Origin of the sequence: Aquiluna sp. KACHI24, assembly GCF_025997915.1 — a bacterium.
Taxonomy (GTDB): Bacteria; Actinomycetota; Actinomycetes; order Actinomycetales; family Microbacteriaceae; genus Aquiluna.
Genome location: NZ_AP026677.1, coordinates 277,921 through 293,840 on the forward strand (window position 1 = coordinate 277,921; position 15,920 = coordinate 293,840).

The window sequence follows — 15,920 nt, forward strand, 5'->3', positions numbered from 1 at the left end:
ATTCCAAGCTTCTCAACCTAGGGTTGAAGCTGGCCGGAGGTGAGCTTTGACTAAGTTTTTTGCGTTTCTAACTCTTTCAGCCAGTGCTGTGTTGCTCACCGGTTGTTCTTTGTTCTATCCCAACTGGGGCGCTACCTCACTGCCTGAGGAACCTTCTGGCGAACCCACTTCATCTGAGACCGCCACCGAGACCCCCTCTGAGACTGAAGACCCTGCTGAAACTCAGACCGCAGAACCTGAACCAACCGAGACTGAAACTCAGAAACCAGAGCCCAAGAAGACTGACGTAGAAATCATCATGGCGGTCGCGGAACCTGATTTTGGTGTCTTGACCGTGGTGGCGCGCATGCCATCGGTTATCGACACAGGTGGCACCTGCACGGTTCGCTACCAGTCTGGAAACTTCGACAAGAAGTTCAACGTGAAGGCGGAGCCATCCGCTGACTACACCCAGTGTCACCCCATTGAAATCCCCCTAAAAGACCTAGTAGCGGGGGAGGGGATTGTCACCGTCAGCTACTCCTCGGATAACTATGTCGGCACTTCGGCAGCTAGCTCGGTGGTGATCCCTTAGTGCGTAAGTTCCTCGGACTTATCGCCTCAGCAACGCTCGTTGCTGTTGGCTTTATTGCCATGCCGGTGGCCACTGCGCCAGCCCAGGCAGCACCCCCGGGGAGCGCTTTTGATCCGGGCCTAATCATCTCCGACAGCGTGTTTTACGACTTTGGTTCGATGACCCTCAAGCAGGTCGAAAGCTTTCTTGATTCTCGGGTCAGTAGCTGTCGTGCCACCGATCCGGCAATTGATTGTCTAAAGAACTACAAGACCAGCATTCCCGAGACCCCTGCGACTGCACCCAAGGAAGTCGGTCCATGCAAAGCCATACCGGCCAAGGCCAACGCCTCCGCCGCTGAGGTCATCTATGCGATCTCTCAAGCATGCGGCATTAGCCCCAAGGTTTTGATCGTCACTTTGCAAAAAGAGCAGGGTCTTGTCACCTCGACCAAGCCAACTGAATACATGTATCGCGCGGCTATGGGGTTTGGCTGCCCTGATTCCGATCCAGGTATCTGTGGAAAGGTCTATGTCGGTCTTTTCAACCAGCTTTATCGAGCAGCCAAGCAGTTCCGCTGGTATGGAAATCCAGATGGCTCATTCACCTATTGGAAGCCCGGTCGCACCATTTCGATGCGCTACAACCCAAAGGCTTCGTGTGGGTCAACCACTTTCCCTCTGAAATCTCAGGCAACAGCCAATCTCTACTACTACACGCCATACACCCCGAATAAAGCGGCACTTGCAAATCTCTATGGCACGGGAGACAGCTGCAGCGCTTATGGAAACCGCAACTTCTGGCGCTTTTACCACGACTGGTTTGGATCACCCATCGGCGGTGGCTATCTTCTGAAGGCCGAGGGTAGCGAAACCTTCTTGATCGTTGACAACCAGAAGTATTTGGTTACCGACCCCCGGCTTTTAGAAAACCTGGCTCCGCTTGGGCCGCTGGGCACTATCTCCCAGGCATACCTAGATAGCTTCACCACCGCCGGGGAAATGCGCCAGCTGGTCAAAAACCGTGAGACCCAAGAGATTTACCTGCTGGTTGATGGCTTGCGTTACTCGGTCGATTGCAACATCGCCACCCAGTTTGGTTTGAACTGCGACAGCGCTATCCCACTCACCTCAGCGCAAATAAATGTCTTCATAAGTGGCGGCAACCTCACTCGTGTGATTCAGACCGACTCGGTCCGGTATTGGATTGAGGGTGGTAGCTATCGTGCAGTGGTCGGAGATCTCGCACTCCGCGCAGTTGGTGGCGAGGCGATTCCAGTTACAAAACTCGACGTTCGAAAGATCATCGGCCTAAGCTCGGGTGCTCCGCTTGCCTCAGACCTTGTGCTCTTCGGAGTTGCATCTAGCTCTGATCTAGCCATGGTTTACCAGGGCACCGCATACCGATTTGGCTCCAACCTGGTTTCCACCCTGCCGCTCAAGACTTGGTTTGAATCAACCAGTGTCTCCCTTGAGATTTCTGCACTAGGAGCTTCGAGTGAGACAAAGCTGGTGCGCGGCTTTGTATCTGACAGCGCGGGGTCCACCTTCGTACTCACATCCATGGGCAAGTTGCTGGTCGCCGACGCTTCAAACTGGACCAGCGCGGTGTTGCAATTGCCAGATGATGCGTTGAGAAAAATCCCCGATGCCTCCGGAGTCCTTGCCGCTCCCGCCGTTGTGACTTCCAAGGGAAACAAGCTCAGCTACTTTGTAAATGCGGCAGGTCGCAGCACTATTCAAACGACCGCGATGCGAACCGAGTTCTTGGAGCTACTGGGTCAGGCCAAACCGATTGAACTACCTATGGCTGCCATCAACTCCATCACTAATTCGGGCAATGCGTTTGCCCCAGGTGTGTTGGTCCGATCGAATAGCTCATCTCAGTTGTTCTTGGTTGATGATCTAGGCCGCAAGGTGCGCATGATTTCACCAGCCCAAGCCAGCGCTCAAATCAAGGCTCCGACCTTTGTGATTGAAAAGTCCGACCTCGATCGACTCACAACTCGCACTGGTTTCAACACCATAAAGGTCAGTTGTTCCGGCGCTGGGTACCTTCTGGATAACGGAACGCTTTACCCAATCTCTGCTGCAGCCCTTGACGAGTTCCCGGGCAAGGCATACCCACTAGCTGTATCGACCTGCGCCTCGTTCAAGATTGGCAAGCCAGTGGGGCAATTCATGCGTGATGCATCCGGCAAGTTGTTCCTGATCGAGGATGGCAAAAAGCGCAGAATTGCAAACTGGACACAGTTTGCCGCACTCAGAGGCGACGCTCCCGGTTTGGTTCAAGCCAGCGACTTCTTTGCCGGAATGATTCCAGATGGTGCCAAGGCTGGTGCGACCGCAGTCCTGGCCTCAAACTCCGACATTCCAAGCGCAGAGTTTGAAGGCTTCCAGTTTGGGGGAGTGATTCCGACCCCTACCCCAACTCCTAAACCAACGGTAACGCCAACCCCCAAGCCAACTGTCTCCCCAACCACATCAGCGACACCTAAACCAACGCCAACTCCGACCAGATCCGCAACGGTGTCCTACACGGTCGTCTCGGGTGACACCCTGACTTCAATTGCTCGCAAGTTCTCGGTCAGCACCACCTCTATAGCCGTGGCCAATGCCCTGGTCTCACCATTCACAATCAGGGTTGGTCAGATCTTGAAGATCCCACCAGTGGCCTCGACCGCAACCTCGACCACATCGCCGAGCACGTCGTCTGGGACTACTAAGCCCAAGACCTACACGGTTAGGTCGGGGGACACCCTTACCAGCATCGCAAGATCACTTGGGGTGAGCGCAACTGAACTGGCCACACTCAACGGAATCACCAACCCGAATTTGATCAGGGTTGGTCAGGTTTTGAAGGTTCCTAGCTAGCAGCCCAAGCCGAGGAAACAATTTCTTCAAGGCCGTGCTTGGCTTTGAAGCCAAGCACTTCTTGAATTCGCTCCACTTTGGCTACTAGTCGTGGCGGGTCACCGGCGCGACGATCTGAGATTTGGTACTCAAAGTTGATGCCCGACGAGATCTTCAGTTGATCCAGAACCTGGATCACTGAGGCCCCCTCACCGGTTCCAACATTGAAAGTGTCAAATGGGCGGTCATCGCGCTCCAGGTAATCGACGGCTGCAACGTGAGCCTCGGCAAGGTCCTGCACATGCACGTAGTCACGGATGCAGCTTCCATCTGGGGTCGGGTAGTCGGTTCCAAAAACAATGGGCGCTTTGCCAGCCTTGAGTGCGTTGATTGCGATGGGAATCAGGTTTAGTGCGGCGGTATCAGCCAACTCCTTTGGCCCACAGCCCGCCACGTTGAAGTATCGAAGGTTCACTCCGCGCAGGCCCCACACCTTGGCGTTTTTGACCATCCACTCGCCGATGAGCTTGGTCTCGCCATATGGGTTGATTGGTCTTCCCGGGTAGTCCTCATCGACCTTGTCCACATCTGGCATTCCATAGGTTGCGGCAGAGGATGAGAAGACCAGCTTCTTGACGTCGTTGGCTTTCATGGCGAGCAGCAGATTCGCCAGGCCACCTAGGTTGTCGAGGTAGTAGGTCTCAGGAATCTGAACCGACTCACCAACCTGCTTTCTAGCGGCGAGGTGAATCACCGCATCGAAGCGGTGCTCTTTCATTAGGGCATTTAGGTCTGCCACCGCGGTTGGTGCAGCGAGATCTAATTGCACCAGAGGGCAGCTAATTCTTGAGCTTACTCCGGTCGAGAGATTGTCGATTACGACGCATTCGTGACCATTTTGTTCGGCTGACCGAACAACATGAGAGCCAATGTAGCCAGCACCGCCAGTGACCAAGAGTTTCATGTCTAAAGGCTACCTTGAGGCTTTGGTAACAATTGTTCACTGGCGCAAAATATTGGACTTGACACGGGCATACTTACACCGTTGTAATTACACAAACAAGATTCACAAGAAGGCAGGGAAAAGGCATGGAACAACGCGGTCAGGTGCCTGCAAACTGGTTTATCGATGTCCTAAAGCTGGGGGTTTCTGGGGCATACGGTGATGGCGAGACCGATCCCCTAGCCTGGCAAGCAGATGCTCTTTGCTCCCAGACCGATCCCGAAGCATTCTTCCCAGAAAAGGGCGGCTCAACTCGCGACGCAAAGCGCATCTGCGCTCAGTGCACCGTGAAGTCAGAGTGCCTGGAGTATGCGTTGAAGAACGATGAGCGCTTTGGAATCTGGGGTGGTCTTTCTGAGCGTGAGCGTCGTCGCCTTCGCAAGCGCGCCTAGTTCGTTATGTCCGCACTTTCGGTAGCGGCTGTTGTTGTTTCTCACGGCAGACCTGATTACCTAAAGGCATCTCTATCAGCACTTTCTGCTCAGTCACTGCGACCCAAACACGTCATAGTTGTTGAAACCGCGGCTGATCTTGAATCCATGGAGCTGGTGAGGGCCGCAGGCTTCCAGCTAATCACCCCGGGCAACATACAGTTTGGAGCCGCCGTGAATGCGGCGATTGATGCCCTCCCTAAAGACTTTGGCTGGCTTTGGCTTTTGCATGAGGATGCCGTGGCCGAGATTTCAGCCCTCGAACAGTTGGGTAAAGCGGCCGAGATTTCACCTTCGGTTGCGATCATCGGGCCAAAGCTTCTGCACTTTGATGACCCGGGTCGAATCCAACAGCTCGGGCTAACCGCCACTCGAACTGGAAAGCCGTTCTTGTTGGTCGCAGATGAGTACGACCAGGGTCAGCATGACGCGCTGGCTGATGTGTTGGCCACTTCAACCGCTGGCATGCTGATTGCACTCGAGGCCTGGCATCGTCTTGGTGGAGTGCAGGACTCGACTCCGTTGTTTGCCTCCGATTTGGAATTGGGTATTAGAGCCAGAGCGGCGGGATACCGAGTAATGGTGGAACCAAGTGCCAGGGTGCTGCACGCCGGGCTCTCCTTAGCTGGCATGCGAGAAAAGAGCTGGCTTGGTGGATCCAGATATGTGGCGCGTGCTAAAGCTCACATCCACACTGCCACCACGCTTTGGCCACTGCCATTTGTTCTATCGCTGTACTTTTTCATGCCCCTGATTGCGCTGGTGAGCATCCCGTTTCACCTTTGGACCAAGCGCCCAGGAAGAATTCTGGGCCAGCTGCGCGGCTGGCTCTGGGCCTGGGGAACACTTTCCCAGAGACTGCAGGCGAGATCCATCACTCGAGGCTTGGGGTCTTTGGCGCCGGTAGCCAACCTGCTTGCAACGACGAAGCAAATCAGGCAGCGCAAGCTTGACGCGCTCATTGAGCTGCCCGATGAACCCAAACCGCCAAACGGCATTTTTGCGAGTAACCAGGCTTGGTTTGCGCTGATCCCGTTACTTGCAAGTTTCCCCATCTGGCCACAGGGTCCAATAATCACGTCTTGGTTATTGCCGCTTAGTGCCGACCTAGGTGAAATCTTTGCCCAAACCGGTGCAAGTGGACTGCAATCTGGAAGTGGCTTGGCCGCTCCAACCGATCCTTTCAACTGGGTGCTACTGGCTCTCGCAGCCATTTCCCCGCTTGGCTCGGATTGGGCAGTTTCACTTTGGCTATTTCTGGGACCAACCCTCGGCTACTTCGTCGCTTGGCAGTTTGCCGCGGCCTTTGTTCAAAAGCCTTGGCTTAGAACCCTTGTCGGCCTTGGTTTCTCGCTCTCACCATTCGTTCTGGGGGCAGCGCTGGGCGCAAACTTGGTCTCCCTGACTGCGGCCTTATTTGCCCCGTTGGCTTTGCTATTTGCACTCCGGTCAATGCAGAGCCATACCAATGCCAGGGCGCTTCGCTGGTCGGGCTTGAGCGCTATTAGCCTCTTTGGACTATCCGTTTCCAGCCCAAGCCTCGCCATGGTCGCAAGTCTCTACTTTGTTGTTTTGGGACTAGTGAACCCAAGGCGCCTTCACCTTCAACTGCTGGCGCTTGTACCAAGCGTCTTGGTGCTTTACCCCTGGGTGCAGTTCTGGTTTGAGAAGGGCTCGATGCAGCTGGCCTTGATTCCGGCTTGGTCAGCACTGCCTGCACTCTCGATAGAGCTTGCTAACTGGTCGGTCTACTTTCTCGGGTCTTCTTTCCTCCTGCTAATTGGTTTGGCGGCAGCAAAAACGGGACGCTGGCTCGCAGGATTGGCTCTAATTCTTGGCCTCTTGGCAGTTAGCTACTTTGAGGTCAGCTCACAGCTGGCTCAGCTCGGTGTGGCAACTTTGATTGCGCTGGTCCTGGCAGTCTCTGGCATCTCTCAGATCAACAAACCAGTTGCTGTCGCCACTGGATTGGTTTTTGCACTCTTCGTTGGGTTTGCAGGCTGGCAGAGCGTTTCGACTGAGCGCTTGGATGCTCGAGAGTCGAGATTGATGCCTGCCCTTGTCGTTGCGCAATCCAAAGCCAACCAAGGGGACGTCTTGACTCTGAAACTTAGCCAAGGCGACAACCTTGAAGCTGAATTGGTCTGGGGCGATGGCCTACAACTTGAACAGCGGGCTGTCGCGAGCAAGTATTTGGAACCAGAACTTCCAGCCCAGCAAATTGCGCAACTTAGTGCTGGTTTGATTGCGGGTAATTCAGATGGCATTCAAGCCCTGATTCAGGAGCTGGGCATCAGTTTCATTTTGCTCAATTCCACCGACCCACAGACACAGGCTCAGACCGAGGTGGCAATCGGCTCCATGGAGTTTTTGCAACCTGCTGGTCGATCTGAATTTGGAGCACTCTGGAGAACCGAGGTCGTGTCTGCAGTAGCACCGAACTCGACTCCACAGCCTCTCAGGCAAGAGTTGATCTGGAGCCTTGCGGTTGCCGGGTTGTTAGCACTGCCGACTCCGGCCGTGGTGCGGGGCTATCGCCGCTCGAGAAGGAGTGAGCGATGAAGTTAGCTCTGAGAATCATCGGTTACCTCACTTTGGTGGGATTGGGTTTTGCACTAATTCAGCTCCCTAAGCCTTTGGTGCCTGAGCAGCGGGGGGCAGTTGAAGCCACCGCCAGTGTTGACCCAATGCCCCTAAATGCTTACTGTCCAGGGCCATTAGCTGAGGTGGGTGGCGAGCAGGGAACTGACCTTGGCGCTATCGAAAGAGTTGGCAAAGCCACATTCAATCTTTGGGGGGCTGATGCTCAGGCTCAAGAAAACGGCGGTCTGCTAGTAAGCGTTGAGGGCAAGGAACAGTCCACGAAGTTGCTTTCAGCCAATCAAACGCAGGCTATCTCGAGGGAAAGACTTAGTGGCCTTGCAGCCAGCTACTGCCCGATGCCCCAGGTTTCCGGATACTTCGTTGTTGGGGATTCTGGCCCTGGCAGCGAGAGTGTCCTACACCTTGCAAATCCAAATGATGTCGACCTAATGGTTGATCTTGAGTTGGTGCTCGAGTCTGAGGTCGCGACCGATCGAATCTCACTCGCCGCCGGAGAACACAAGCTGGTCTCGTTGGTTGCGTTGAGCTCAGCGGAGTCAAGTTTTGTGCTTCGCTACCAAACCTCAGGTTTACCAGTTGCCGCCTTCATGCAACTTCGTGAGGTCAGTGGCCTGAGTGCCACCGGAGTGGCCCTGGTTCCGCCTACCCAACCAATAAGTCAAGGCGCAATTGCCGGTCTGGTGGTTGGAGAAAATGCAATCAAATCTCCGACCCTTAGGGTCTTCAACCCAGGCCTTGAAGATGTTGAGCTAAACCTGCAGGCCATCAACTCCGATGACTTTGAGCTGATTCAAATTCGGGTCCCGGCTGGTGTTTTGTTGGAGGAAACACTCAACCTGCCCGCTGGGGTAAGTCTGATCAGTTTCGAAGCTGCCTCAGAACTGGTGCTGTCGGTTCGAAACGACGTGATCTCTCCGAAGGTGGATTTTGAATGGCTACTGCCAACATCGGTCTTCGAGCGAGATCTCTACCTTCAGGCTCCAGGTAGCACCGAGTTAGTGATTTCAAACCCTGGACTGAAGCCCATCAATTTGATAATCGAAAGCTCGACAAGCCAGGAGGTCAGCGTTGCCGGTCGCTCGAGCCTTCTCGTCCCAATTGAGCGGGGTCCACTGAAGATTGCCGGATTTGGCTTCATGGCGAGCTTGAACGTTCTGTCGAACGCGGGCTATGCCGTTATACAGCCGACCGAGATGCGAAACATCGGCGAGAGCATCCAGGTATTCGTTCGCTAATTCGGGTGAATCAAATCCCAAGGGTCGGCGTCGATTAGTGCTGCAGCCGCAGAGATAACTGCCTGCTCAATTTGCAATCTTGGGTCGCTAATTCTCATCTTTCCGATTCGTTGAATCGGAATTCGATAGAGCGTGATTTGCATCTTTTCTTTATTGGCCATGAAGCGACGGATTGGTTCCTGTTCGCTGACCTGAGGCACATCTTCGATTTCCCAGCTGAGTTTTGAGAGTTTCTCAGGGAAGGTTTCCTTCAAATACTCGCATGTCTCAGTCACCACGTCCTCGAAGAAGTGCTTGCGGGCGATGCCGTGGTGAAAGAGCTTGGACGGTAGTGGACGGCGCATCCCACGACCGTGGCGGTCGCGGCTAATCGGGCCTTGGTCCATGCCGCCATTGTATTCTTGCCCTGCTCATTACAGCTAAGAGGGGTTCTTTGGTTCAGTTCAGCGACTTTGTAAAGACTTACGACGTTCGTGGTTTGGTGGGTTCACAGCTCACCGACGAGGTCGTGGAGGCGTTTGGCGCTGGCTTCGCCGACGAACTGGGTCTCGAGGGTAAAGAGCTAGTCATCGGTTATGACATGCGCGATAGCTCCGAGCGCTTCGCCGAGAGTTTTGCAAAAGGTGCTGCCAAGCGTGGCGCATCATCAAAGGTCTTGGGGCTTTGCTCCACCGATATGTCCTACTACGCCTCTGGAATCATGCAGTTGCCGGCCGTCATGTTCACCGCCAGCCACAACCCAGCGACCTACAACGGAATGAAGTTCTCTCGCGCAGGAGCGCGTGGAATTTCAATGAACACCGGCCTAAGTGGAATCTCCGAGCGGGCACAGGACTATTTGGCTAATGGCATCGAAGCCGTCGCTTCGCTGGGTCGGAGCGTTCGAGTAGATGTCATGCAGGACTACGTGAAATACCTGCGATCGTTGGTAAAGCTCGAGGGCGCAAGAAAGCTAAAGATCGTCGTCGATGCCGCCAACGGCATGGGTGGTCTGACTGTGCCAGCCGTGTTCGGTTCGGCTGCTGGTCTGCCAGCGTTGGATTTTGAGATTATCCCGATGTATTTCGAGCTCGATGGCACTTTCCCAAACCATGAGGCAAACCCGCTCGACCCCAAGAACTTAGTTGATCTGCAACGTGCAGTCTTGGAGCATGGCGCGGACCTTGGACTTGCCTTTGACGGCGATGCAGATCGCTGCTTTGCCATCGACGAAAAAGGCCATGCCATTAGTCCATCAGCGGTTGCTGCCATCGTTGCAAAGCGCGAGATTGAGCGCGTTCAGGCACTCGGTGAGAGTGACATCACAGTCATTCACAATGCGCTGACCTCGCGATCTGTCGAAGAGGTCATCACACAGTGCGGAGCAAAGCCATTTAGGACCAAGGTTGGTCACTCTCTGATCAAGGATGCGATGGCTGAAACCGGTGCGGTATTCGGTGGAGAGCACTCCGCCCACTACTACTTCAGAGACTTCTGGGGGGCAGACAACGGCATGCTGGCAGCGATGCACCTGGTGGCAGAACTGGCAGGTTCAGGGGAGCTGGCCTCTTCGCTAGGTCAGCGCTTTACTCCGTACTTTGCATCAGGCGAAATCAACTCCACCGTTGAGGACCGCGATGCTGCCCTGCAGCGCGTGCGTGAGTCGCTAGTTGGTGCAACGGAAGAGGTTTTTGACGGTACAACTTTCAGCTTTGAATCAGAAAATGTCTGGTGGTGGGCAAATATTCGTCCCTCAAACACCGAACCATTGCTTAGACTTAACGTGGAGTCCAGCCACGAGGCCTCGATGGTTGAGATTCGAGACAAAGCAATCAAAGCAATACGCAATCTTTGAATCGATCATCGAAAGAGGCACACATGAGCCAGACCATTACCCAATTTGATTTCAAGGTCGCTGACCTTTCCCTCGCAGAGGCTGGTAGACACCAGATTCGTCTAGCCGAGCAGGAGATGCCAGGTCTGATGGCGCTGCGCAAGGAGTATGGTCCTTCCCAGCCACTCAAGGGAGCCCGCATCGCAGGCTCACTTCACATGACCGTGCAGACCGCCGTGCTAATCGAGACCCTGGTTGAGCTGGGCGCTTCGGTTCGTTGGGCAAGCTGCAACATTTACTCCACCCAGGACGAGGCTGCTGCCGCAGTTGTTGTTGGTAAGGGAACCACCGAGTCCCCAGCTGGAACCCCGGTATTCGCCTGGAAGGGCGAGACTCTGGAGGAGTACTGGTGGTGCACCGAGAAGATTTTCGACTTCTCCGCAGAGGGCTTTGATGGGCCAAACCTGATTTTGGACGATGGTGGCGACGCCACCTTGTTAGTACACAAGGGCGTTGAGTTTGAGAAGGCTGGTTCAGTACCACCAGCTGGTGTTGATGACTCACACGAGTACCGTGTGATTTTGGACACCTTGACCGAATCGCTCAAGCGTGACTCCAGCTACTACACCAGAGTGGCAGCCGACATCATCGGTGTTTCCGAGGAGACCACCACTGGTGTTCACCGCCTTTATGAGTTTTTCAAGCGTGGCGAACTGTTGTTCCCAGCTATCAACGTGAACGACGCCGTAACCAAGTCGAAGTTCGACAACAAGTACGGCATCCGTCACTCCCTGCCAGATGGTCTAAACCGTGCGACCGACGTTCTAATGGGTGGCAAAGTTTGCTTCGTTGCCGGCTACGGCGATGTGGGCAAGGGTTGTGCCGAGGCACTTCGTGGCCAGGGCGCTCGGGTTATCGTCTCTGAGATTGACCCGATCTGTGCACTGCAGGCTGCGATGGATGGCTACCAGGTCGCGGCCCTAGAGTCCGTGATTGACCAGATTGACATTTTTGTGACCTCGACCGGCAACGAGAACATCATCAGACCAGAGCACGTTCTGAAAATGAAGAACCTCGCAATCTTGGCAAACGTTGGTCACTTCGACAACGAGATCGACATGGCCGGAATCGCTCAGATACCGGGTGTTGAGAAGGTAGAGATCAAGCCTCAGGTTCACGAGTGGCGACTGCCAAACGGTCGCGCCGTGCTGATTCTGTCCGAAGGCCGACTAATGAACCTTGGTAACGCTACCGGTCACCCTTCATTCGTGATGTCTACCTCGTTCTCTAACCAGGTGCTGGCCCAGATCGAGCTTTACCAGCGCGCTGCAGAGTATGGCCTTGGAGTTCACATCCTGCCAAAGCAACTAGATGAGAAGGTTGCACGCTTGCACCTCGATGCATTGGGCGTCGAGTTGACAAAACTAACCCCCTCTCAGGCAAGATACATTGGTGTAGCAGTTGATGGTCCTTACAAGGTGGATCACTACCGCTACTAACAGGAGGTCGCAGTGTCTCACAAGATTCTTGTCGTTGACGATGATGATGCACTGCGCGAAATGGTTGGCCTGGTCCTAGCCGGGGCCGGTTACGAACCAATCTTTGCTGCGGATGGCCTGAGCGCGATCGACATCTTCAACCAGTCAAACCCTGATCTGGTGTTGTTGGACATCATGCTGCCAGGCCAGTCGGGCATCGAAGTCTGTTCTCAAATCAGGGCAACCAGCGGAACTCCAATTGTTATGTTGACCGCTAAGGGTGACACCGAGGATGTGGTGCGTGGTCTCGAGGCTGGAGCCGATGACTACGTAGTGAAGCCACACAACGGAGCCGAGCTGCTCGCGAGAATCAAGGCTCGACTTCGACCAGTAGTCGATGAGGGTTCCAACCTTCAGGTTGGTCAGATCACTTTGGACCCGTTGTCCTTCGAGGTAAAGCGTGGCGATACGCCGATTGCTCTCACCCCACTTGAGTTCAAGCTCTTGCACACCCTTGCTACTAAGCCACAGCAAGTGTTCTCTCGCGAGATGCTGCTGGAGCAGGTTTGGGGCTACCAGTACAAGGCAGACACCAGATTGGTGAACGTTCACGTGCAGCGACTTCGCTCCAAGATCGAGATTGACCCAGAGAACCCGAAGATCGTCCTTACGGTTCGCGGCCACGGTTACCGAGTTGGTACCGACGCTGCGTGAAGTGGTTTAGAAAATCTCTAACGGCCAAAGCGGTTCTCACCACACTTGGCCTTAGCTTTTTGGCACTTGTCACCTTAGGTGGCTTCTTATCTTTTTCGCTGGCCAATGCTTTCTATCAAAACCGAGTGGAGCAGATTCTCTCTGAGACCGAGCGTGCAATCGGCTCGGTGCAGTCAACAATTGCTGCCGCTTCGCTCAATGACGAGACCAGCCTGCAGACGGTTTTGAACTCGGTGGTGCCAACGCTACAAGTCTCGGGATCTTCGGCCAATCGTCAGGTGGCACTTTTGCGATCTCCTGGTCAGCCCCAGCTCGAGCTATTTCAATCGCCTATCTCGCCAGATTTGGACTTGAACTCAATCCCCGAGGAGCTGAGAATCAAGGTTCGGGAGAACCCAGCAATCCTCAGCTACACCCCAGTTGGCCTGGTTCGAGACGGTATCACTGTTCCGGGAGTAACGGTGGGTGGGGCTATCTCTGTCCCATTGGCTGGAGAATTCGAGCTTTATCTGGTCTATGACCTCTCACCAGAGCAAGAAGCTTTGTCCTTGGTGCAGTCAGCTCTGGCGATCGGTGGCATATTTCTCATTTTTATCATCGGCCTAGTTAGCTACCTGGTGACCAGAAGAGTCATTCAGCCGGTCGAGCAGGCTGCCAAGGCGGCCGAGCTGCTGGCTCAGGGAAATCTGGATGAGCGGCTTGCCGAGCGCGGAGACGACGTCGTGGCTCAGTTGGCAAGGTCCTTCAACAAAATGGCCACCAACCTGCAGCAGCAAATTCAAAAGCTTGACTCATTGTCACGGATGCAGCGTCGCTTCGTGTCAGATGTTTCCCATGAGTTGAGAACCCCACTCACCACTATCAAACTTGCCGGTGAGGTCATCTTTGCCAATCGCAAAGGCCTTGACCCTGCACTCTCTCGCTCGGCTGAACTGATGCAAGCGCAGATTGATCGATTCGAGAGACTGCTCGCTGATCTATTGGAGATCTCGCGCTACGACGCCGGAGCGGTCCAGGCAGAGCTTGAGGTCAGAGACCTAAATGCTGTAGTTGGTTCAGCAATTGCAAGCATTGAGCCACTCGCGGCCAGCAGAAACATGCCAATCCAGGTTCTATTGCCAGCCAGGGCTGTTGAGGCAGAGCTAGATGCAAAACGTATTGAGCGCCTAATCGTGAACCTGCTTTCTAACGCCGTCGAACATGGCGAGGGTAAGCCGATTCAGGTTGAGGTTGGCGAGAATGCAACGGCGGTAGCGGTATGTGTCACCGACTTTGGAGTCGGCATGACCAAGCAGCAGCTGGAGCGCATTTTTGACCGATTTTGGAGGGCTGATCCAGCTCGCCAGCGCTCCTTGGGCGGTACGGGGCTGGGGCTCGCCATCTCCAAGGAGGATGCGATTTTGCACCGCGGTTGGTTGCAGGTTTGGTCAAAGCCCAAGCGTGGTTCGAGCTTTAGGCTCACGCTCCCGAAGCGTTCAGACTTGGTCATTGCCAATTCACCACTGCCGCTACCACCAAGATCGATGGAGCCGTGATGAAAAAGCTAATCGCCCTGCTTGCGATTCTGACTCTGTCGGGTTGCGCCGCGATACCAACTGGGTTGGATGTTAAATCCGGACCTGAGATTGCTGCGTCCGAACAGCAAGAGGTTGCTTACTACACCCCATCGGGACCACTTGAGGGTGCAACTCCTCGAGAGATTGTCAGTGGCTTCTTGGCCGCTGGAACTGGTCCGCAAAACGACTACGCCGTGGCAAGAGAGTTTCTAAGCCGCGACTTCGCTCAACAGTGGAAACCTGATAACCAGGTATTGATTCGAAATGGAGCACCGACATTCCGCGAGGGTGGACCTGGGCTGCAGATGGTCGCTATCAATGTTCAAGCCAGGCTTGATGAGCACGGTCGCTACTCAAGCTATGAGGCGGCTGACACAACATCTCTTCGGTTCAAGCTGGTTCAGCAAGATGGTCAGTGGCGCATTGACTCCGCACCAAACCTAACCGTGGTTACACCACCGGTTTTCCAGGTGGTGTTCAAGCCATACAACATCTACTTCCTCGACACTCGCGGTAGTGATCTGGTTCCAGATCTTCGTTGGTTCCCATCGCGCGCTTCAACCGGAACCAGATTGGTAAATGCACTTTTGGCAGGACCATCGGAGTATTTGATGCTCGGGGTTCAGAGTGCCATTCCGGAGGGCACCAAGCTAACGATTGGTGCGGTGAAGATTCAGCAAGGTATTGCCGAGGTTGACTTCGACTCGGTAGCACTCAGCGCAGATGCGATCAATCGCCGCTTGATGCTCTCTCAGCTTCGGGCAACCCTGCTTCAGCTCTCCGGGGTCTCTGATGTTGTGTTGAGCGTGAATAGCTCCAGGCAAGACATTGTCCCGGCAGAGCTGTCCCCTGCTCGAAGCGGGTCTGAGGTGCTGGCTCTATCGGATGCTGTTTACCGAATCGGACCAGCAGACTCACTTGCCATCACCGGAACCGCAAACCTAGTTCAGTTCTCCAATCCGACACTTTTGGCCGGCGCTCGCTCTGGCAACCTCTTGGCTTTTGCTGGCCCTGATGGAGTTGAGTTGATGGTTGGTTCAGGAATTGGTGTTCAGAGCCAACGGATTTCCAAAGTGAGCAATGTGGTCTCGCTGGAGTTTGACTCGGAGGATCTACTTTGGATCGTGCCTGAGCAATCAGGGTCCGATGTTCAGGTCTTTGATGGCTCAAACCAGGTGGCGTCTTTGGTCTTACCAGTCATTGGAACCCGAATTAGCGCTCAGCTAAGTCCGGAGGGCTCAAGGCTTGCTGTAATTGTGAAGAATAAAGGCGAGGTTCGCCTTGAGATATTCACGATTGCAAGGGATGTTCGAAATAACCCATCGACCATCAATCCTGGAACCATAATCCAGGCTCCGTTGCAAAGCCCAGTCTCACTCACCTGGCAATCTCCGGTGACGCTGCGAATCTTGGAGACCTCACCGCGCTCGAGCTCCCTCACCGACTATCCGTTGTTTGGACCCAGGGTCTTACTGCCAACGCCAGTGGTCCGAGGGGCAAAGGTCGTTGCCGGACAGGCGACTGGATCAAGTTATCTTCTCGGCACCAACGGGGAGCTTTGGAATCTGATCGGTGGCTCTTGGCGCAGGCTGCAATCAGAGCTGACCGACATTGCGAAGCTTCGCTAACAATTTCTAAGAACTCGCGCTTATCAACAACACAAATTCTCTTAGCCGGAGGT

At 54.5% G+C, this 15,920-nt stretch carries 12 protein-coding genes; 10 read left to right on the top strand and 2 right to left on the bottom strand.

All coding sequences use genetic code 11. From position 1 onward, the window contains the following. The first annotated feature begins 46 nt into the window (after positions 1–46). Both OO713_RS01430 and OO713_RS01435 read left to right on the top strand, forming a co-directional pair. Positions 47–574 (top strand): hypothetical protein, encoded by a 528-nt coding sequence (locus OO713_RS01430; protein ID WP_264785873.1) that lies wholly within the window; start codon positions 47–49, stop codon positions 572–574. Continuing rightward, entirely contained in the window at positions 574–3,426 is a 2,853-nt protein-coding gene (locus OO713_RS01435; RefSeq protein ID WP_264785874.1) for a LysM peptidoglycan-binding domain-containing protein, read from the top strand. The genes OO713_RS01430 and OO713_RS01435 overlap by 1 nt, the downstream gene beginning before the upstream one ends. Here the strand turns inward: OO713_RS01435 and galE are convergent. Continuing rightward, on the bottom strand, positions 3,419–4,369 hold the full coding sequence (gene galE, locus OO713_RS01440) for a UDP-glucose 4-epimerase GalE (RefSeq protein ID WP_264785875.1): 951 nt from the start codon (positions 4,367–4,369) through the stop codon (positions 3,419–3,421). The two genes, OO713_RS01435 and galE, sit on opposite strands and share 8 nt — an antisense overlap. A 125-nt stretch (positions 4,370–4,494) precedes the next feature. Here galE and OO713_RS01445 point away from each other — a divergent pair, with 125 nt between their 5' ends. Genes OO713_RS01445 through OO713_RS01455 form a run of 3 tightly spaced genes read left to right on the top strand, consistent with a single transcriptional unit; the run spans position 4,495 to position 8,678 of the window. After that, entirely contained in the window at positions 4,495–4,800 is a 306-nt protein-coding gene (locus OO713_RS01445; RefSeq protein ID WP_264785876.1) for a WhiB family transcriptional regulator, read from the top strand. A gap of 6 nt (positions 4,801–4,806) precedes the next feature. Then, positions 4,807–7,401 carry a glycosyltransferase family 2 protein gene (locus OO713_RS01450; protein ID WP_264785877.1) on the top strand — a complete coding sequence of 865 codons (2,595 nt, stop codon included), beginning with the start codon at positions 4,807–4,809 and terminating at the stop codon, positions 7,399–7,401. Continuing rightward, positions 7,398–8,678, top strand: a complete 1,281-nt coding sequence (locus OO713_RS01455) for a DUF5719 family protein (RefSeq protein ID WP_264785878.1) — start codon at positions 7,398–7,400, stop codon at positions 8,676–8,678. Before OO713_RS01450 ends, OO713_RS01455 begins: the two co-directional genes overlap by 4 nt. On the opposite strand, the gene OO713_RS01460 is transcribed toward OO713_RS01455, so the two are convergent. Next, the gene (locus OO713_RS01460) at positions 8,675–9,064 is read right to left on the bottom strand and encodes a hypothetical protein (RefSeq protein ID WP_264785879.1); all 390 of its coding nucleotides are present in this window, start codon (positions 9,062–9,064) and stop codon (positions 8,675–8,677) included. The genes OO713_RS01455 and OO713_RS01460 overlap by 4 nt on opposite strands. Positions 9,065–9,111: 47 nt before the next feature. Between OO713_RS01460 and OO713_RS01465 the strand changes: the two genes are divergently transcribed. The 5 genes from OO713_RS01465 to OO713_RS01485 are packed head-to-tail and all read left to right on the top strand — an operon-like array spanning position 9,112 to position 15,867. Beyond that, entirely contained in the window at positions 9,112–10,512 is a 1,401-nt protein-coding gene (locus OO713_RS01465; RefSeq protein ID WP_264785880.1) for a phosphomannomutase/phosphoglucomutase, read from the top strand. A 23-nt stretch (positions 10,513–10,535) separates the two neighbouring features. Next, a complete protein-coding gene (gene ahcY, locus OO713_RS01470; RefSeq protein ID WP_264785881.1) occupies positions 10,536–11,990 on the top strand; it encodes an adenosylhomocysteinase in 1,455 nt (484 codons plus the stop codon). A gap of 12 nt (positions 11,991–12,002) precedes the next feature. Continuing rightward, positions 12,003–12,683 (top strand): MtrAB system response regulator MtrA, encoded by a 681-nt coding sequence (gene mtrA / locus OO713_RS01475; RefSeq protein ID WP_264785882.1) that lies wholly within the window; start codon positions 12,003–12,005, stop codon positions 12,681–12,683. Next, positions 12,680–14,218 (top strand): MtrAB system histidine kinase MtrB, encoded by a 1,539-nt coding sequence (gene mtrB, locus OO713_RS01480; protein WP_264785883.1) that lies wholly within the window; start codon positions 12,680–12,682, stop codon positions 14,216–14,218. Before mtrA ends, mtrB begins: the two co-directional genes overlap by 4 nt. Then, positions 14,218–15,867: an LpqB family beta-propeller domain-containing protein gene (locus OO713_RS01485; protein ID WP_264785884.1), complete on the top strand. Its 1,650-nt coding sequence runs from the start codon at positions 14,218–14,220 to the stop codon at positions 15,865–15,867. The genes mtrB and OO713_RS01485 overlap by 1 nt, the downstream gene beginning before the upstream one ends. Positions 15,868–15,920: the final 53 nt, after the last annotated feature.

Bases quoted from the DNA above. Each gene is read 5' to 3' on its own strand.
- OO713_RS01485 (WP_264785884.1), top strand. From the start codon at position 14,218: ATGAAAAAGCTAATCGCCCTGCTTGCGATTCTGACTCTGTCGGGTTGC.
- OO713_RS01445 (WP_264785876.1), top strand. From the start codon at position 4,495: ATGGAACAACGCGGTCAGGTGCCTGCAAACTGGTTTATCGATGTCCTA.
- galE (WP_264785875.1), bottom strand. From the start codon at position 4,369: ATGAAACTCTTGGTCACTGGCGGTGCTGGCTACATTGGCTCTCATGTT.
- ahcY (WP_264785881.1), top strand. From the start codon at position 10,536: ATGAGCCAGACCATTACCCAATTTGATTTCAAGGTCGCTGACCTTTCC.
- OO713_RS01450 (WP_264785877.1), top strand. From the start codon at position 4,807: ATGTCCGCACTTTCGGTAGCGGCTGTTGTTGTTTCTCACGGCAGACCT.
- OO713_RS01460 (WP_264785879.1), bottom strand. From the start codon at position 9,064: ATGGACCAAGGCCCGATTAGCCGCGACCGCCACGGTCGTGGGATGCGC.
- OO713_RS01455 (WP_264785878.1), top strand. From the start codon at position 7,398: ATGAAGTTAGCTCTGAGAATCATCGGTTACCTCACTTTGGTGGGATTG.